This window comes from Microbulbifer maximicatervae (SeqCode), from assembly GCF_052467815.1.
In genome coordinates this window covers 4,058,662-4,077,200 of the sequence record NZ_CP174326.1, presented here as the reverse complement: position 1 = coordinate 4,077,200, position 18,539 = coordinate 4,058,662, and the positions used below count along the sequence as shown (strand labels likewise).

18 protein-coding genes are annotated in these 18,539 nt (G+C 46.5%); 10 read left to right on the top strand and 8 right to left on the bottom strand.

Annotated elements, in window-relative coordinates:
- Positions 1-27: 27 nt before the first annotated feature.
- Entirely contained in the window at positions 28-909 is an 882-nt protein-coding gene (locus tag ACJJIW_RS17705) for a putative selenate ABC transporter substrate-binding protein (RefSeq protein ID WP_444935931.1), read from the bottom strand.
- Between the two features lie 792 nt (positions 910-1,701).
- Here ACJJIW_RS17705 and ACJJIW_RS17700 point away from each other — a divergent pair.
- Positions 1,702-2,529 carry an alpha/beta hydrolase gene (locus ACJJIW_RS17700; protein WP_444935930.1) on the top strand — a complete coding sequence of 276 codons (828 nt, stop codon included), beginning with the start codon at positions 1,702-1,704 and terminating at the stop codon, positions 2,527-2,529.
- Between the two features lie 128 nt (positions 2,530-2,657).
- On the opposite strand, the gene ACJJIW_RS17695 is transcribed toward ACJJIW_RS17700, so the two are convergent.
- Together ACJJIW_RS17695 and ACJJIW_RS17690 are read right to left on the bottom strand one after the other, a co-directional pair.
- Positions 2,658-3,155 carry a DUF1097 domain-containing protein gene (locus tag ACJJIW_RS17695; RefSeq protein ID WP_444935929.1) on the bottom strand — a complete coding sequence of 166 codons (498 nt, stop codon included), beginning with the start codon at positions 3,153-3,155 and terminating at the stop codon, positions 2,658-2,660.
- A gap of 77 nt (positions 3,156-3,232) precedes the next feature.
- A complete protein-coding gene (locus ACJJIW_RS17690; protein ID WP_444935928.1) occupies positions 3,233-4,042 on the bottom strand; it encodes an SDR family oxidoreductase in 810 nt (269 codons plus the stop codon).
- Between the two features lie 58 nt (positions 4,043-4,100).
- On the opposite strand from ACJJIW_RS17690, the gene ACJJIW_RS17685 reads away from it, so the two are divergent.
- Both ACJJIW_RS17685 and ACJJIW_RS17680 read left to right on the top strand, forming a co-directional pair.
- Positions 4,101-4,991: a LysR family transcriptional regulator gene (locus tag ACJJIW_RS17685; RefSeq protein WP_444935927.1), complete on the top strand. Its 891-nt coding sequence runs from the start codon at positions 4,101-4,103 to the stop codon at positions 4,989-4,991.
- A gap of 271 nt (positions 4,992-5,262) precedes the next feature.
- Positions 5,263-6,459 (top strand): M12 family metallo-peptidase, encoded by a 1,197-nt coding sequence (locus ACJJIW_RS17680; RefSeq protein ID WP_444935926.1) that lies wholly within the window; start codon positions 5,263-5,265, stop codon positions 6,457-6,459.
- 81 nt (positions 6,460-6,540) lie between these two features.
- On the opposite strand, the gene ACJJIW_RS17675 is transcribed toward ACJJIW_RS17680, so the two are convergent.
- On the bottom strand, positions 6,541-7,386 hold the full coding sequence (locus ACJJIW_RS17675) for a mechanosensitive ion channel family protein (RefSeq protein ID WP_444893851.1): 846 nt from the start codon (positions 7,384-7,386) through the stop codon (positions 6,541-6,543).
- 240 nt (positions 7,387-7,626) lie between these two features.
- Entirely contained in the window at positions 7,627-8,376 is a 750-nt protein-coding gene (locus tag ACJJIW_RS17670; protein ID WP_282932768.1) for a flavodoxin family protein, read from the bottom strand.
- 254 nt (positions 8,377-8,630) lie between these two features.
- Here ACJJIW_RS17670 and ACJJIW_RS17665 point away from each other — a divergent pair, with 254 nt between their 5' ends.
- The 4 genes from ACJJIW_RS17665 (at position 8,631) to ACJJIW_RS17650 (ending at position 11,176) form a co-directional block, all read left to right on the top strand.
- Positions 8,631-9,221 (top strand): hypothetical protein, encoded by a 591-nt coding sequence (locus tag ACJJIW_RS17665; protein ID WP_444935925.1) that lies wholly within the window; start codon positions 8,631-8,633, stop codon positions 9,219-9,221.
- Positions 9,222-9,389: 168 nt separating this feature from the next.
- Positions 9,390-10,061 (top strand): hypothetical protein, encoded by a 672-nt coding sequence (locus tag ACJJIW_RS17660; protein ID WP_444935924.1) that lies wholly within the window; start codon positions 9,390-9,392, stop codon positions 10,059-10,061.
- 395 nt (positions 10,062-10,456) lie between these two features.
- Positions 10,457-10,822 carry a hypothetical protein gene (locus ACJJIW_RS17655; RefSeq protein ID WP_444935923.1) on the top strand — a complete coding sequence of 122 codons (366 nt, stop codon included), beginning with the start codon at positions 10,457-10,459 and terminating at the stop codon, positions 10,820-10,822.
- Between the two features lie 72 nt (positions 10,823-10,894).
- Positions 10,895-11,176, top strand: a complete 282-nt coding sequence (locus ACJJIW_RS17650; RefSeq protein WP_444935922.1) for a hypothetical protein — start codon at positions 10,895-10,897, stop codon at positions 11,174-11,176.
- 269 nt (positions 11,177-11,445) lie between these two features.
- Here the strand turns inward: ACJJIW_RS17650 and ACJJIW_RS17645 are convergent, their stop codons facing one another.
- Complete coding sequence (locus tag ACJJIW_RS17645; RefSeq protein ID WP_444935921.1) at positions 11,446-12,396, bottom strand: IS5 family transposase; 951 nt, start codon at positions 12,394-12,396, stop codon at positions 11,446-11,448.
- Between the two features lie 308 nt (positions 12,397-12,704).
- Here ACJJIW_RS17645 and ACJJIW_RS17640 point away from each other — a divergent pair, with 308 nt between their 5' ends.
- Complete coding sequence (locus ACJJIW_RS17640) at positions 12,705-13,160, top strand: macro domain-containing protein (RefSeq protein ID WP_444935920.1); 456 nt, start codon at positions 12,705-12,707, stop codon at positions 13,158-13,160.
- 87 nt (positions 13,161-13,247) lie between these two features.
- On the opposite strand, the gene ACJJIW_RS17635 is transcribed toward ACJJIW_RS17640, so the two are convergent.
- Positions 13,248-14,258, bottom strand: coding sequence for a tyrosine-type recombinase/integrase (locus ACJJIW_RS17635; RefSeq protein ID WP_444935919.1), 1,011 nt, complete (start codon positions 14,256-14,258; stop codon positions 13,248-13,250).
- A gap of 192 nt (positions 14,259-14,450) precedes the next feature.
- Between ACJJIW_RS17635 and ACJJIW_RS17630 the strand changes: the two genes are divergently transcribed.
- Positions 14,451-15,509, top strand: a complete 1,059-nt coding sequence (locus tag ACJJIW_RS17630) for a DNA-binding protein (RefSeq protein ID WP_444935918.1) — start codon at positions 14,451-14,453, stop codon at positions 15,507-15,509.
- Between the two features lie 264 nt (positions 15,510-15,773).
- Positions 15,774-17,468: a BCCT family transporter gene (locus ACJJIW_RS17625; RefSeq protein WP_444935917.1), complete on the top strand. Its 1,695-nt coding sequence runs from the start codon at positions 15,774-15,776 to the stop codon at positions 17,466-17,468.
- A gap of 27 nt (positions 17,469-17,495) precedes the next feature.
- Here the strand turns inward: ACJJIW_RS17625 and ACJJIW_RS17620 are convergent, their stop codons facing one another.
- Positions 17,496-18,407, bottom strand: coding sequence for a M15 family metallopeptidase (locus tag ACJJIW_RS17620; protein ID WP_444935916.1), 912 nt, complete (start codon positions 18,405-18,407; stop codon positions 17,496-17,498).
- Between the last annotated feature and the right edge of the window lie 132 nt (positions 18,408-18,539).

The window sequence follows — 18,539 nt, the reverse complement described above, 5'->3', positions numbered from 1 at the left end:
AGTAGGGACAGTTTGAACCTAATTCGCTTACTCATTATTCAACAAGCCAATTTCGTGAGCGGTCTCGACGATTGGCTGGTACATTGAGTTGTCGGCTTTGATAAACCCTTTGCGGGGAAATGCGGCAAGTAGTTTAGGGTCCCGCATATTCAAAATTGCCTGCTGGACCTTGTCTAAGAAGCCGTTGCCCCAGGTTTCATCGACATCCCCACGAATTGTCCAGTTATAATCTGGATATCCTGGGGTTTTCCAGATTACTTGCACTTTACTTTCATCCACTTTGCCGGCTTTCTTTTCATTTTCCCACACCTTGTGATTTAGGGCGCCCACCTGATATTTCCCAGACTGTACTAGATCGAGCGTATTGGAGTGGTCACCTCCAAAGCCCACACGGCTGAACACCTCGGCAGGGGGCTTGCCCAGTGCTTTTCGAATAAAATACTCGGGCATTAGCCGTCCAGAAGTGGAGTGCTCTGAACCAAAAGCAAAGGTCATACCCTCAATACCGTGGGGGAACTCTTTTGAGGGAGTGAGCCCAGTACTTTTATTAGCAATAAAATAGGAGGTGAAATTTTGATCTCCTTCTCCCTGGGCAATGGCTTTGGCGCCAGGCTCCGCAACACGGGCCTGTACTCCAGTAAATCCGCCAAACCAGGCCAATTGAACTTTGTTATTTTTAAAGGCTTCAACCGTATCGCTGTAGGACTTCACCGGTAAGTACTTAACTTCAACCCTAAGCGTGTCGGACAAATACTGTGCAACTTTGCCAAAGCGTTTTTGTAAGCGCTCCGGGTCCTGGTCTGGAATGGCAGTGAAAACAAAAGGTTTTGGGTTTTCTTGGGATGATACGAAGGGTACGCCGCACAGTATAACGAGGCTTAGAATAAACACGGTTAAACGCTTTAACATTCTTTTGGTCCTCTGCGGATCTGTAGTTCAAAATTTGTAGGATAAAACTAAAAGTTTAACTATAGGCGTTATATATAGATCAGAAAACCTGACTAAATTACATCTTCTTTATTTGGGTTAATAAAAGCGAGATGGCCTTATAATTTTGTGCGCAATATCTGGCTTGTTAATATATTTGGCAGATATTTGTTTGTTAAGGAGCCTCTGAATAACTCCGTGATACCTCTGGCATGCAGAGCGGTTCACAATCAAGGCGCGGCTTCGCAGGAATGTCTAGACCTTTCAAGAAGTCGCAACGCGGAGTGTGAATCGCTCTGCAAGCCCCGAAGGGCGGGCCTTGAAGGCCACAGCTGCTGCGTGGCAGCTCTTGCAAAGGACTAGGCCATGCGCCTAACATCTGCAGCCTTCAAGACCCGCAGAGGCATTATGGAGTTATTCAGAGGCTCCTTAAATACTCTGTAGGTCTTAATTATTATAGGGGTTCCTTCTTTGTTGATTAGCTTTTGTACGAAATATACTTATTCTTCGAACTGCTAATAGTAGACTTACGCGTTCATTAAGCTGGCCTAGCTCATATAAGGGCATCGGTCCGAAAGAGGTTTCAATGTCCATCCTTAGTGTTTCGAGGAGTACCCCATAAACCCGCCTGCTAAATGATAAGCCTCGCCTCAGCATGAATTGCCCCGTAAGCCAGGGGGGCACGAATTTGTTTAGAGGTTCTTCAGACTCTAGAGAGTTCCTTTGGTGTAAAATAGGCAGTTTAAGCCGGTAATTGCGGAGTCGACAGAGTTAATGAGTGAGTATGATGATCAGTTTAATCTGCGTAAGCGGCACCCATTTGGTAGAGCCCATCTGCTAATCAATGGGCTACAAAGCTATTTGGCTACACAAACCCTAAGAAACTCGCTGGATATCAGCTATGGAGATAGCTCCGGTGAGAAAGTAGATATATTTCCTGCTAAATCCCCCAATGCACCGGTATTTGTATTCATCCACGGAGGGTACTTCCGGGCGCTAGATAAAAAGCAATACCGGTATATTGCCAAGCCCTTTGTAGAGGCCGGGTGTACAGTTGCTTTGGTTAACTATGATTTGGCGCCCGCCGTCAGTGTTAAAGAAATTATTGAGCAAAATATAAAGGCATTCTTATGGATATATAAAAATATCGATCGCTGGAATGGCAACCCCAGTAATATAGTGATCTGTGGTCACTCTGTTGGGGCATTCCTTGTGGCTAAAATTTTAGAATTTGAGTGGACACCTGAAGTCCGTAGCTCAATTAGCGGCGCTATTATGTTAAGCGGGCTCTATGACTTAACAAAGATGAGGCAATCTTATCTCAATGAATCTCTGCGTTTATCAGAAGATGACGTTACTAATTTGAGCCCCATTTTTGGCGATATTAGATGTTTCACCAAAGCGATTGTTGCAGTAGGTGATGATGAGACTGCGGAATTTATTGATCAGTCAAAAAGATACTGTGGGAAGCTACAGCAAACGAAAAGCCCATACGAATATATACTTTTGAAAAATAAAAACCACTATACTGTATCGCGTATGTTAAGTAGTAGAAATAATGACCTAATGAATAAGATACTGGATATTTGCGGTGTGAATTGAGAGAGGGGGATACGACTTAGCGCTCAATTTATATAGTTTTAAACATAAGTTGGGATTACCAGCTTAAAATCGGGGAGCCTCTTAAGTCCTGTAGGATATTACTGAATTATGCCGAGACTCCCTAACTATCAATTAGCTTTACTTTCTCCAGTAAGAGATTGTAGGTAGGAGCAGCAATAGCCAGCGAGGATGCCTAGAGCGGTCACTATTGTCAGCCCAATCACTCCAGATAGAACGTTGGCTGGATGGGCTGCAAAGAAAGTGATTAACCCTAAAAACCAGGCAATGATATTACCTACAAGTGGCAGTCCTCTAAGTGATACCACCACAAATGCAACGGAAAACACTATAACCGCGAAGGCAATATTGCCCATCATTGGTAGCAATAGGGCATTAACTATAGCTGCTGTCATCCCCATCAATATTCCCAGAGCAACACAAATCCCACTGGAGATTGCGCTGAAGGCAGAGCCTGGCTGGGTAAAGAAAGCAACCCAGCCAACAAACATAGCCCAGGGTGGTAGTTCTAACATAGAGCAAGTGAATGCTGCTGCACTGGCAATAGTTGCAGCGATAAGGGTATCCCTGATGTATTTAGCCGACGGTACTTGGGCTTGATCGACCATTGGTTTTTAGTCCTCTTTCCAACTGGTATAACGAACAGTTGGAGATTGTTAAGTTGAGGCGGGCATTGGCTGTGAAGCTAGATAATTCCACCGTTGGCTCGTATAACTTGGCCGTTGATCCAGCTACCTTGCTCGCTGACTAAAAAGGCAATGGTATTTGCAATATCTTCAGGCCTGCCCAACCGTTCAAGTGGTGACATTTTGGCAAGAGTACTCACCATTTCATCGGTCTTTCCCGACAGGAATAGCTCGGTAGCGGTGGGCCCTGGGGCGACGGCATTCACGGTCATATCTCTCCCTCGCAATTCCTTGGCGACTACCTGGGTCAGAGCTTCAACAGCTGCCTTGGTCGCCGCATATACGCTGTAAGTCGGCATACACAAATCGACGACACTCGAGGATAAGTTGACAATCCGGCCACCTTCTTGAAGCCTTGCGGTGGCTTCACGCATGACATTGAAGGTGCCCTTAAGATTTACAGCTACCTGACGATCGAAATCATCTTCTTCACATTCTGCCAGAGGGGCTAGTTTCATAATGCCCGCATTATTGATGACAGTATTGATTCCGCCAAAGGTGACTTCTGCCGAGTTGAATAGGCGTGAAACCGCCTGTTGATCACTGATATCGGCTTGGGCAGTAACCGCCTTGCCACCCTCGGTTTCAATGCGGTTTACCAACTTTTCGGCAGCTGAAATATTACTTTCAAAGTTCACCAGAATGGTAAAGCCATCCTTTGCCAGGCGAGAGGCGATCGCCGCGCCTATGCCACGGGAAGCTCCTGTTACCAGTGCCACTTTCTCCATAATGATCTCCGTAGTGATTACTGGAGCTGCCCTTGCAGCTCCCTGATTTGGCTGTATTCCCATACTATTCGTGTTATTCATGTAGATAATCCGGCTAAAATAGAACCTATTATTCCAAATAACCAAACAATAGGGCGATATGGATAAGCTGGATGCGATGCGCTTGTACGTGCGGATTGTGGAGCGGGGCAGTTTTACAGCCGCTTCTACTGACCTTGGGATTCCGAGGTCGACATCGACTCAGGTGATCAACCGGCTAGAGAAACGGCTGGGAGTCAGGTTGTTGCAGCGATCGACTCGCAAGGTCAGGGCAACACTGGATGGGGAACTGTATTATCAGCGCTGTATTTCAATACTTGCGGACGTAGAGGAGGCAGAAGGGGCATTTACAGGTTTATTGCCAAGCGGTGAGGTGCGGGTAGATGTACAAGGAACTATTGCCCGTCATTTTGTTGTGCCGCAACTCCCCCAATTTTTTGCCCAGTATCCTGACATTTCTTTGGTAATGAGTGAGGGGGATCGATGGGTGGACTTAGTCCAAGAAGGGGTCGACTGTGCTATTCGCTATGGACACTTGGCGGATAGTGAGCTGATTGCCAGGCGTTTAACCATGCTGGAACGGCTTACATGCGCATCGCCGCAATACCTGGAACACTACGGCCACCCAAGCTCTTTGGAGCAACTGAATGGTCACCGTGTTGTAGCGCTTCGCTCTATAACGACTGGGAAGTCTACGCCGCTCTCTTTTTGTCTTGGCGATAGGGTAGAGACGTTGCAAGTTTCGGCGCAATTGACGGTAACCGGGACAGAGAGTTACTTGGATGGCGTTAAGCGGGGGCTCGGATTAGCTCAGTTTCCAAAGTTTCATGTAGAAAAAGAGTTGGATGCTGGAAATTTAGTTGAAATATTGCCCAATTTTCGCCCGCCCAGCGAGCCGGTATCGGTTGTGTTCACCCAGAATCGCTTTTTATCTCCCAGGGTTAGAGCATTTATTGAGTGGTTAAGTAAAATATTTTCAGTTTCCATTTAAAGGATTGTGATTAAGCTCCCATTTGAATTTAATTTTCCAAAAAGTTATCTGCTCTTCAGATAGTAACTTGTCAAAAATTTGCGAAGTTAAATTATTGGTAGGCGTAAGAATATTTTTTTAGTTAAAAATCATATAGAGTAGCCGCGCACTGCGGATTTCAATAAATATTTCTATTCAGCCTTTGAAAGGCTGCATTAACAGATTTATTTTCATCTTTAGTGCGGATCTTTCTAAATTGATTTTCCGAGAAGCAGATACAGGGAGTATGTCTGTGAAAAGCTTTAAAGTTCTTGCGCCTTTCGTGTTGCTATTTTCTACATTTGGCGCTCATTCAGAAGAAAATGTGCATGTTGTTTTTGAATCTTCCATGAGTGAAAGTAGATCAAATCTAATCTCACATAAAGCTAAAAAAAGTTTAAATAATAAGATTTTTAGCTTGAAGCCCGGTAGTACCCTTGAGGTTTCCAGTGAGCTCGGCAAGCAACGGTTTACCTTGCAAAATATTCGATCAACAAAAAATAGGGCTTCATTATCTGCATTTTCCGAGGATGGAAAAGGGTTTATTACCTTAGCCGAGAACAACGGTAGAATTGTTGGCTCAATACAATCTGAAGGTAGGCTCTACAAAGTGAGACCTGCCGGAAAAGGTGCGGTTACAATCGCTGAGGTTCCAGACAATTCACTTGTCGACCATGATAGTAACTACTTCGAAGAGATGGATTTTACTTCCAAGGTTGGTGCGCTAAACACAACCTCAGGAATTGCGACTACTGACTCTGGTGGAAAAATAACCGTTATAGTCGCTTATACCGATGCTTTTGAGGCAGATGCCGGTGATGTACCCGCTTACATGGATTTGTTGGAAGAGGAAACCAATGTTTCATTTGCCAATAGTGAAGTCGATACCTCGGTAGAAATTGTTCACGCTTATAGAACCAGCTATGCAGAAAGCGGTAGCTTCTATGTGGACCGCGAGTACTTTTCGAATGACGCATACCCAGAAACCAAAGAGCTATACGAACTAAGAGACTTGTATAGTGCAGATGTAATGATTGTTTTAACCGGCAATGATTTGTACAGCGGATCATGTGGATTGGCTAAGATGATCTACGCGTCGGAATCAACAGCTTTTGCTTTCGCAAGGGAAGGGTGTGCAACGGGGTACTTCAGCTTTGCCCATGAAATTGGCCACCTGCTGGGAGCCCGACATATTATCTACAGTGATTCGAATATGGAGCCGTTTGAATATGGCCACGGCTACTGCAATACCACCCCTTCAACTTGGAGGAGTGTGATGGCCTACAATTGCCCATCGGATCGAGGCGGCCCCAGAATTCAGCAGTGGTCCAACCCGGATATCACAATAGATGGAGACCCTACAGGCACCTCCAACCTTGAAGATAATGCCCGGGTTATCCGTGAGCGCGCCTGGGAGGTTGCCAACTTCCGGGTTGATGGGGAAAGTTAACGGCACAAATTCATACAAGAGCCGCTAGCAATGCAGAACTGCTAGCGGCTTCAATCGCCGATACCCTTTAATACGACTGCGTTAAGCTTTAGACTCCACGTCCTTGGTCTTCTCGAACCAAAAGTTATAGAAGTCTTCAGTCACCAACTGTTCGATATTGGTGGCTTCCTCTCGGGGGCAAAATACGGTTACCGTGGTTACATCGTGGCCGAGCTCATTGGTCGTGATACAGACTTTGGCATCCGGTCCCGAGAGCTCAACGCCCATGCGGTTCTCAATCAGGTTGCAGTAGCGTTCGGCAACTTCACGGAAGGACTCGCAGTGTTCTTTAAGTCGCTCAGAGATAAACTTCTTGGCTTCAAATGGATTCATTCCTTTGCTTTCCCGGGTAATCGAAAAGGTATGCTCGATATACCGGCGCATAAAGTTCAGGTTCTTTACTGGTTGGGTAAAGAAGGCATTGTTAGGGATGTACAGAGTTGTTCCTGTATAGCCGTTGCCCAAACCGTGAGGATCGATTTCTAAAAGGGTGGTGCTTAGCCAGTCACTATCGGTGACTTCACCAAATTGATTGCCGACTTTAATCCAGTCTCCCACAGTAAACGAGCGCATGTTTGCCTGATACAAGCCACCAACGAGGCACTGCACCCCCTCTCTAAGTGCCAATACAATTGCCACAGAGAAAGCGGCAATGGATAGGGCAAAGTCCCGGAGTTCGCTTACCCAAATTGCCATCAGGCCAACAACCAACAACAAGTTGCCAAGGTTATGTACGGTATTTATACGGCGGCGCTTATCCGCTTTTTGCCAACTACTTCGTGCTATTACTAGCGTGAGCAGACCACGTAATAACATCACTACTGAGATCAGGCATATAGTGATAAATAATTTGCTATCCAGGATATGCGCTAAGAACTCTGGTTTCATTCGGGACAGGGACCTCACAGGAATTACTGGACCACCAATTCATATGGCAACGCCTAGCACCCCTTTATGGAGGTAAGAGTGCTATGCCGGTCAGGTGGGTGTTAATGGGAGCAAAGAAGGCGGGAATTTATCCCTGGTGCTACACCTTGTAAATAGGATTTTGTAAATACGGATAGACTTAGCCAAACAGCAACAAATTTAGGCTGCTTAGCTCTATAAAGTTAAAAATGCAGGATGTTTCTATCGATAATCAGGGTTAGGAAAGTCGGGCTTACAGCCGGCATCCCAGGCGGAGCGCTGGTTGCCGTGGGCGGGAATGCCCCCAGCTTCTTTTATCATTCGCGCCATATGCATCAGGTTCCAGGTCATAAAGGTGGTGTTGCGATTGGTAAAGTCGTTTTGTGGACCACCGGAACCGGGGTCAAGATACGAGGGGCCGGGGCCAGCTTCTCCCACCCATGCCGCATCTGCCTGGGGAGGGATAACATAGCCAAGGTGTTGCAGAGAGTAGAGAATATTCATGGCGCAGTGCTTTGCGCCATCTTCATTGCCGGTGATAAGGCAACCGCCCACCCGGCCATAGTATGCGTACTGGCCTTTGGAGTTCAGGTCAGCTGAGTTCGCATAGAGCCTTTCTATAGTTTGGGTACAGATAGAGGATTTCTCTCCCAACCAGATCGGCGTGGTAATAACCAGGATATCTGCGTCTTCAACCCGGTGATAGAGCAGTGGCCACTCATCAGTGTCCCAGCCATGCTCTGTCATATCCGGGTAAACACCAAAAGCGATATCGTGATCAACGGGGCGTAATACCTCAACTGAGACTTTGTTTCGCTCCATGATTTCTCTGGATATGCGAATTAGGCCGTCTGTATGGGAGAGTTCAGGTGTTGGCTTTAGTGTGCAGTTGAGGAATAGCGCCTTGAGGTCGGAGAAGTCCGACGCGCTAGACTTGCAGTCTTCAATTTGCTTCTGATTTAACGTCGTCATTTTGGGCCTCCTTGCCACCACTTAGATAATAGCCTGAGTTCTAATCCCGTGATTTCAAAGAGGGGCGGGTTGAACTTCATCAAAATAGATCTGCGACACATTGTTAGTCTGCACAACTTGTGGATACCAGACTTCGACTTATTCATCCAGGATCCGCTGGGGATCGTTACTATTGGCGTGATTCGGCTTGCCTCGAGATTATCTAACCGTAAAGCTGCGCCTATATTTGACTGACTACCATCTTGGAAGTCACCATGAAAATAATCAATCAGCTATCACTTCTGTTGCTCTCAGTGCTTCTGACTCTTATTGCTACTCACGCCAATGCCCAATCGGAAGCCAAAGATTCCCTGGAAGGGGTCTGGTGTGCGATTGAAGGTGAGTCGTTTATTTTTTACGAGCATAGCTCAGACGCCTTTACCTTAGAAAAGGGGCAGATTTGCCGAACTTTTAAGGTCCTCAAACAAACGGGGGTGGGCGGTGGCGGTCGCTATCTTGAGGTAACGAAGAAACCGAATGTTAAACACCAGCTGACTGCTGTTGAAGAGACGGTGAATGAGGCCACTATTGCCAAGGATATCGGTATCTTTGCCTATATGAAGAGTGGTAATAGAATCGAGTTGGTAGCTGTTGATGTATCCGATGAGAGCGTTACAAATTTGACTTTAGATGGCAGTGGCACTATGCGCGGCTTTATTGAAGAGGTTACAGCTGATCATTCTGCAGGGCAGGGTCATGAAGCTCACGTTGGGGTTCTGTTCTTTCGGAGGTCATCCTCATCGATACCCGAGACCTTTGATCGGGATTGGGAATCAATCTTCAATGAGACCCATAGCAAGCAGTAAAGGTGCTGGTGTTATCGTCGGTTTTGTAGCCCAGTATATTCATTTGCCATAATCATCAGGCAATAATGATGCTCGTATCGCTTACTAATTAGCCAACACTTACGTTTCCAGCCCCAGGCGAACCTTTTTAGTTTGCCTTTCTCTTGAGGTATCGTTGATTTTGTTCGTATGAAGCAAGCAGGGGGAGTGCCGCACCCAGAGAGGCTCAAGCCCATGCTGGGTGGTGTTTATAATCTAGGTGCAGGTGATGGCATGTTAAGCTTGGTGTATAGAACACTTAGCAAGTTTATCAACTATCGCTACTTTATAGACGAAAGCGCACTCCCAGCAAGACTGCCGCTTGTAGGAGCTTTGTGGGGTACAAATATGAAATATGGTCTAACTTTATCTTTATTGATTTTGGCGGTGCCGAAGACACTGGCTTGTGATTACCCACCGCCAACAATTATTCCACCTACAACGCCTTACGGTGAATTTCAATATATTTATCCGGAAACTGGCTTAAACTACAAAGATATTGCTAATGATAAAAACTTGGCGGTGGTTAAGATTTTAGAGGTGTCAGGTGATCAAGCTAATCCTGATGTAGTAATTGTTCAGCTATTACATGGCTGGGGATATCAAAGTGGCCGTTACATGAAGTTTGTTAACCCGGGCTTATCATGTGTCGTCATTCAAGTGACGGAAATCGGGTGGTATGCTGCTCTAATAGATCGCGATGACATATCTTTACTGGTCCCCTATAAAAAGGTTGAGAAATACCTGCGAGAGCGCGGTAAGCCTGAATATGTGTACTCTGCAATTGGCCTGCGGTATAGGGAGGCATATCCAGCCAATTAACTACAGTAGAGTACTTTGAGTTTGCTTAGGTCGGCTGTTATGGGAGCATTATAAGTATCAAGAGTGAGTCATTCTAAAGAACAATTAGTCTTTCAAATAATAGGGCTTACTTTATCAATTTATAGTTACAGTTTCTGATGTGGCAATTTTACTCGATACTGGCATGACTATAGAAATAACTCAATTCAGAGTAGGTAGTTGGGTCAGCAGTGATGGTGCAAATATCAGTCACCTGCCTGCAGGGTTGTGGCTCAACCCTCTGGCCTGCCTTGCTCGTTTGAAGTGTTGGCTATATGGCTTTTAATCTCTATAGAAAAGTAAAACTACTAAGAGGTTTGTGATAAATGTGTGAAAAACAATCTATTACATGTATTTTTGAGCCTCCAGGTATTTAAATGAAGCGTACAGCATTTTACTTTGCTTTGATGTGTTTGCCCCAAGAGCTGGAAGCACTTCAAGAGTGGATACCTAGCAAGGATTACATTGTAACGCCCAAGTTGGCTATGGCAGTTGATAGGGCTCGCCAATTTTACTACAAACAAGTTAGTCACAAGAAAGCTGCGGAGCAAATAGTGTACAATGCCCGCTCAACGGATCAAGGGTATATTGTAGAGCTGCTCCCGATATATGTATTACCTGAAGGGGAGAGGTTTGTATCAGTTGATGGTGAAAATTGTGTGTATTTGACTAAAGAATATAAGGTAATGGATTATCGACAATGCGTCGCAGTCTGGCCAGATGCGCTTGAAAATAACATATAAGGTTTCGTGGGGGCGAGCTTGCTACACGGATAGAAGCAATCGCCGTCTTACAAGAATATCAAGAGATTAGCTGTGAAATTGACCCCAGAAGAGAGAGCTGTTGTTGCTCAATGCATTGCTGAAGATCCGAGGCTGAAGCGAACTTTGATTGCATACTGGCCTTATATATTTCCACTTTGTGCGGCAGCAATCTATGGGATAGTGAAGAAAGACTATCTTTTAATTGGAATCGCATTCTTCTTTCTTGTTTGTGAAGTCTTGTGGTTTTTGAATGAAACATCTAAGTCTGCAAAACACCTGAAAGCGGCGCTAATAAAGTATGATTTATCTAATCGTACGAAGAGCGTAGGGTAAGTTAGTATTACAAATGTAAAAGTTATTCATTTATGAGAGATAACAAAAGTTATCAGTGCTTTTTGTGCGGGAAGCATATTGAAAATCAAGGGGGACTTGATCCTTGTGCAGTAGATCTTGGGAACCTCTGATCAATGAAGCATTTTTCTAGAATTAAGCTGATTTTTTTGAAAAATTCACTTTTCGACGCAAAACGCTTAATTTTCGCGTAATAGCCCCCTAATTTTTCACCTAAAATCCCCAGTTGGCGGATTTCAGGCGCACCACCCCTAGGTGGCCAAGTATTTTCTCCCTATTAATAAGTTGGTAAAGCCTGCCAGTAAGCACAGCCTCTCAGTATTTTTTACCAGTCCCCGATAGCGGACCTTGTCATAACCAAATACCCGTTTTATGTATCGAAAGGGGTGCTCGACCTTTGCTCTTATCTGCGCCTTGATTTTTTCCGCTTTACGGAGTGCATCACGCCCTGGAAGAGTTTTTAGCTTACTCGGCTTCATTGCTATGTACCAATCTGCCTCCCGCTCTTTCAACTCTTCACGTTTCTCCGCACCAATGTACCCAGAGTCTCCCCAGATTCTTTTCTCCTCCCCGTGGAGAACTCGCTCTGTGGTTGTGACATCATGCGAATTGGCTGCTGTTGTATCTATGCTATGTATTACTCCGAGCACATCATCAACCCCGATATGCATTTTCATTCCAAAATGCCACTGATTGCCTTTCTTTGTTTGATGCATTTCTGGATCACGTTTTTTCTTTTTATTCTTGGTTGAAGTTGGCGCAGAGATAATAGTGGCATCTACAATCGTGCCTTCACGCAGTACCATGCCATTCTCAGCAAGATGCTTGTTGATTTCATCAAAAAGAGCTGCACCTAGCTGATTGAGCTCCAATAAGTGGCGAAAGTTAAGAATCGTTGTTTCATCGGGAATTGGGCCACTCAAAGTCAATCCAGCAAAACTACGCATGGATTCAATTTCATACAGTGCATCCTCCATAGCGGGATCACTGAGATTATAAAATAGCTGCATGCAATGAATACGGAGCATGACACTCAATGGATATGGCTGTCGGCCACGTTTGGCTTGTGGATAGCAAGGAGTGATCTGAGCCTCTAGTCGTTGCCATGGGATGAGGGCTTCCATTTTAGAAAGAAACTGCTCTCGGCGAGTTATACGGCGCTTTAGCTTATATTCTGCTTCGGCAAAGGTGACTTGGTGCATAATCTATCGTAGTCTTGACGGATTACTGAATACTACCAAATTGGCTTGGAATTATTCAGAGGTTCCCTTGTAGCCAATGTCGATCAGTCTACGGAAAAGCTAGATATACAACGATTTTTCTGTCACATCCGATGCTTTAAGTCTATCAACAAGCATGCTTCTACCTATAAGCCAAGATTTGAGACCGCCTTTAGTTGAGAGCAATAATCAATCAAGAGGGTTTGCAATTGCGCTAGATAGCTTGCACCTTAGCTCACTGAATACGAGCCAAGGGTTATTGAGGCGTTTTAGATTTCCAGAGGTCGCGGATGAACGTAGTAGAAGGTGATTTGATCAAAATGGCACTTGAGGGCCATTTTGATGTAATTGTCCATGGGTGTAATTGCCAGTGCCAAATGGGAAAGGGGATAGCCTTAACTATCAAGAAGCTTTTCCCTGAAGCTTACGCAGCAGACTTGGGTACAGAAAAAGGCTCACGACTTAAACTGGGCACCTATTCAAGTGCTTACATACCACAGTTAGAGGCCAGCTTTACGGTCGTCAATGCTTACACTCAGTTTCACTGGAGAGGTAAGGGGGTAATGGCGGATTATGAGGCTATACGCAGTGTATTCACCAAAGTTAAGAAAGATTTTCCGGGGAAGAGGATTGGGTATCCTCTAATAGGTGCGGGGCTTGCCGGTGGAGATTGGGAGGTAATTTCCAGCATCATAGAAAATGAACTTGAAGGCGAAAATCACACACTTGTTAAGTTTGTGCCGTAACAAGCACCCAGCAGCCAGGCTGAATACTTCCGCACATATACTGCCCGCCTGAAAGGCGGGACTTGCCAGCAGGTCAATACCAACTTCTTAAGATAGTAGTTCCGACATCTTCTTCATCAAGATAGCTGAGGCGTTGTCGGTAAACTGTTGCCCCTCCTCAATATACTCCCAGACAGTGGCATCACTCTTCCACCCACCTTGCTTCTTGATCAGCTCAAAGCCAACTTTTTCTCGCGCAGCAGAAGTAGACAGGCCTCGGCGAAAGCTGTGGCTGCTGAGTTCGGCAACAAAGTCAAAACCGCAGGCTTCCCCGAGATTTTTCAGTAGATCGTTGATAGCTGTGGGGTTTAGCTGTCGACTTTGCGCCGTATCCCAGCGATTGACTGACCGAAATACTGGCCCAGCTCTAATGCCACTAACGTCTAGCCAGGACTTAAGTGCTCGTGCGGGACAGATTTCAGGGGTGCCGTAGGGAAGGGCGCGCATCATTCCCTGACCACTTTGATCTGTTTTTGATTTGGGCAGGCGAATGATCAAGCCTTCCTCCTCCCATATCAAGTCTTCTACCTGGATCGACACCAGCTCACTGCGCCGGAAGGCACCGAAGAAACCTACCAGCACCAATGCCAAGTCACGGGCCTTCTTCTTGGAGTCTGGTTGAGAGCGCAACTGTCGGGTAAGGGCCGCAATGTGTTCGAGGCTCAGCGCCTTGGCTTTTTGCTTGGGCTTTCCGTGGGTGCGGCGAATACCGCGCATGGTTTTCTGTACTAGCGGCTCAGCGACTGGGTTGGAAATGCCTTGATAAAGGTGCCACTGGCCTATAGCGGTTAAGTGCAAATCCAGGGTGCGTGGGTTCAATTGCTCGGCCCGACTCAATAAATAGCTAACCAGTGAATGGCTATCGGTGGGGAGTCGGCCTCCCCATTTCTCGAACTGGCGAATGGCAGACCGATAGGCTTTGCGAGTGCTGTCTGAAGTCGCTGCTCGCAGGTACTTCTGAATGTCACCCTCAGTCAGAAGTGCTCCAGCCCCGCTAGATGTACTGCTGAGCTGGAACTGAGGTTGGATTTTGGTTGAGGCTAGGGGCTGTTTTCTCATGAATTCTGCGTCACCCGGAAACCACTATTTGTACTGAGGGTACGTTAAAGGGGGATTCCCTTACTTTTATAACCTTCGATAAGAATCATTATCGAAGGTTAGATGGGTTAATTCAAGAATTGGTTTATTTTTATATATTATGTATTATTACGTAATACGTAATTTAGTACAAAATAATCTGAGGAAAGGCTAATGGCGCGCACAGGGGTCACCTATCTGGACATTTTTGAAGCAGCAAAGGCGATTAAGGCCCGGGGGGAGGAACCGACAGTTGATAGGGTGCGCGCTTATCTGGGGACTGGGAGTAAAAGTACAATTGCGCCGCTTCTAAAACGGTGGAAAAGCGAGAGTTCCAGCAGCACTGATGTCAGCGGCTTGCCTAAAGATTTGGTGGAGGCACTGAAAGGGCTTCATCAGCGTATCCAGGGCGATGCAGGCCAAAGAGTGGAGCAGGTTCAGCAGGAATTTGAGGCTAAAGAGCTGGAGATAACAGAGAGACTAAATGAAGCTCAAGAGACCAGTAGCAAGCAAACCGCATTGATTCGCGAGCTGGAGCAGAAGCTTTCAGCTTCTGAAGGTGAGAAGCGCCGCCTCAAAGTTACCCTGGGTGAAACTCAGTCAGAACTGGAAAAAAGTGAGTTTCAATTGGAGCAGGCCTCGGCTCGAGTTGAGGAGCAGAAGGCCTCAATTGAAGAGATGAAGCAGGAGAATCGCGATGTGCGCGAGCACTTTGAGCACTTCCAGCAACGAACAGCTACAGACCGGCAGCACGAGCGAGATCAGTTTCGATCTTCCAGTGAGCAACTTAAGGGGCAGGTGACCTCACTGACGGAGCAACTTGGGTTGGCGGAACAGAGGATTTCTGAGCAGGATCTCCTGTACAAACAGGGGCAGGCATTAATTACTGAGCTCAATCGGGAAAAGCAGGAGTTGCGTGAAAATATAGGCGCCGCTCAAGCCGAAGCGGCAAACTACAAGCGGCAGGCTGAAGAGCAGGCAGCAAGCTCTGAATCCCAATCTTCTGAAATTACACGACTACAGGATGAGGTTGCCCGCCTCCAGAGCAGCGGTGTAGGACAGGCGAAAGAAATTCAGCTTCAGCAAGTATCTCTGGAAAGACTGGATGCGGAACTGGGTGCTACGAAAGACCGGATAGAGACCTTGTCAGACGAGAATCGTATCCTTCTACAGGAGAAGGCAATGCTGCAAGGACAGTTTGCTCAACTGGAAAAATCTTTGGGTAAGCAGTAGTTCAGAACCCGGCAGGTTGGGGCCGTCGTCAGTTGATAGCCCCAGTTCAATTGGTTGTCGCATCTAAACAGATGTGACAACTGTCAAATTGAAATACTTTGACTAGCTGGTACTATTAAAGATAAGTAAGAGCAAATTTAGCTGTAGTTGATCTACCTATCCTTATATAAGTCCTACTCACTAACACCGCATAATAAAGTTCCTTATATAAAGTCCCCCTTGCTTTTATTTGCCGCGGTTCACAAGGCATTTGGGAGGCAAGTGTTGTCCAATCATTTCAGAGAAATCATCGATAAACCCACTTTTTTTGGTTCACTGGCGCTGCTGTTGGCAGTGACAATCCCACTGGTTCTGTTCCCCGAAGTTGGTGCCGCCTGGGTTTTAGCCGCTAAAGGTTTCGTTACTGACAAGCTGGGGGTTTTCTATCTGGCACTGGGTGTCGGGGCAATTCTCTTTATGGTCTATATCGTGTTTAGTGATATCGGCCAGATCAAGCTGGGAACAGCTGAAGAAAACCCTGAGTTCTCCACCATTTCCTGGGCATCAATGCTGTTTTGTGCCGGCATCGGTGCATCGATTCTCTATTGGTCTATGGTCGAGTGGATCTACTATTACCAAACCCCACCTTTCCAGGTTGAAGGAGGCACACCCGAAGCTGCGCGCTGGGCTGTTGCCTACGGTATTTTTCACTGGGGCCCGCTGGCGTGGTCCATCTACCTGATTCCCGCTCTGCCAATTGCCTACTTCTACTACGTTAGAAATCACAGCGTACTGAAAATTAGTGAGGCGCTGATGCCCGTTTTGGGGGAGCAGCGTGCCCAAGGTGGAATTGGTAAGTTGATCGACGTGCTGTTTATCTTTGGCATGTTGGGCGGTGGCGCTACGACCCTGGGGATAGCCGCGCCGCTGATCACTCAGGGGGCTCATGAACTCTTGGGCGTGCCCACCGGACTGGGAACCCAGGTTGTAGTGCTGATGATATGCACGGCAATCTTCGGCTATAGCGCTTTTGTTGGGCTTAAGAAGGGTATCCGCGCACTTTCCAACCTGAATATGTGGTTGTCTATTGTGCTGCTTCTGTTTGTTTTCCTGGTTGGCCCCACTTTATTTATGTTGAACACCGGCTTGGATGCCCTCGGTCGTGTTTTGGATAACATCTTCCATATGGCCGCCTGGACTGAGCCATTTGCAGAGTTTGAGCAGTTTCCTGACACCCATTTCCCCCAAGACTGGACCATCTTCTACTGGGCGTGGTGGTTGGTTTTTGCTCCGAGTGTCGGCTTATTTATTGCCCGTATCTCGCGGGGGAGAACCATTAAGACCATGGTGGTTGGCTCCATTTTTTATGGCACCTTAGGCTGTTTCCTGTTCTTTATGGTGCTGGGGAATTACGGCGTCTACTTACAGTTTTCCGGTGAGCTGGATGTGGTGGGGATGCTAAATGAACAGGGCGCAACTGCTGCAATTTTTGCCACGCTCAAGACACTTCCCGGCAGTAAGCTGGTGATTCTGGTGTATACGGTGCTCGCCCTCATCTTTACTGCAACTACATTCGATTCCATCTCATACATTCTTGCTGCTGTTGTGCAGAAAGAGGTCGATGAAGAGCCGGCTAGATGGAACCGCCTGTTCTGGGCATTTGCGCTTTCACTGATGCCGATAACGCTGCTGTTTTTGGGCGGCCTGGATACGCTGCAAACTGCCAGCGTGATCGGTGGCGTGCCGCTTTTAATTGTTGCTTTACTGCTGTGCATATCGATTGTGAAAGCCGCTCACTATGACTTGCGCTACCAGCCGAGCTACGAAGAGAAGGAAATCTATATTGAAGAGTTCCCAGAGGATGATCCGTGGACGGAAGAGGGCAACTGGGACGTTCCAACCCAATCGGAACACGGTGTCTCCCACGATGACAAGCCCCATATAGAGGGTGATCCGGGAAGCCATCCATCTCGACTTTAACAGTTGGGCAGCAGGAGGAGGCCGTTTTCATTCCTGCTCTCCATCAAATTCTGACACCACTTTATCGACACAATGTTTTCTGAGGTGAGTAGCGTTTTTTATCGAGTTGCTCTCCTCAAAACAGCGATTCAATTGCTCGGTATATCGGTCAAATAGTTGTTTTGCTCTTTCCTTTGGCAAAGTTACAAGGCGGTTAATGAATTGACGGGAACCAACCTGGAAGTGCATATAATCAATCGGGACATTCCAGTCTCCACCCCAGACAGCGAAGCCATGCCTGGCAAAGATTGTGGTTACATCTTCAGACATCCCCATACGGGTTGGCTTTCCCGGGCGAAACTTTGCCCGGTTTAAATATCCTTCTGTTGCATCCTTAGGGATTACTTTGGCTCGGGTGTGTTTATCAATATACAGGTAGGGATTTTGTAGGGGGTTAATATCAATAGCAACACCATAAGCGTGCTCAGACCATCTGCTTCCGCCAGTAATAGGCCGGGAATCAAAAGCCAGCGTGTTGTTTCGATCATCTGCCATTCGCTCTTGCAGAGTAAAATATTCGACAGGAATGGCTGACTGTATTGGAAAGCGAGATCGGTAGATCTCGCCAAATAGAGACAGGACGTTCTCGGCAACGATATCAAGTACAACAACAGCGCCTCTGCGGTATAGATCAGCTTCGATGCCAACATTATCCTGAGCAGGGGGATCTAAGAGAGGCGTATAGTTGAAGACGACTCTTTTCAGCCTTTCACAGCCAATAGGGGAGTTGTTCCGAAGAACCTGCCGGAGCTTCATCAGCTCACAGTCTTCTTGGGAAATGTCGTAAATCCCTATCTTTGGTTCAGGTTCAAAATCATTAACATTGATATTCCTATCCTTGTCCTTGGTGCATGCAAATAGCGCCAGGCCCACAATGGCGGCGATAGCCTTCTTATACATATCGCTTCTCGGTATTCCTTTGGGAAAGCCCCGTTTCAAATAGTATTTGAGTATGCACATCCTGTTCACACTTGAATTGCATTTGGCCTGTTAAATCAGCACTCAAAAGGATGCTAATCACGTCATGCCAGC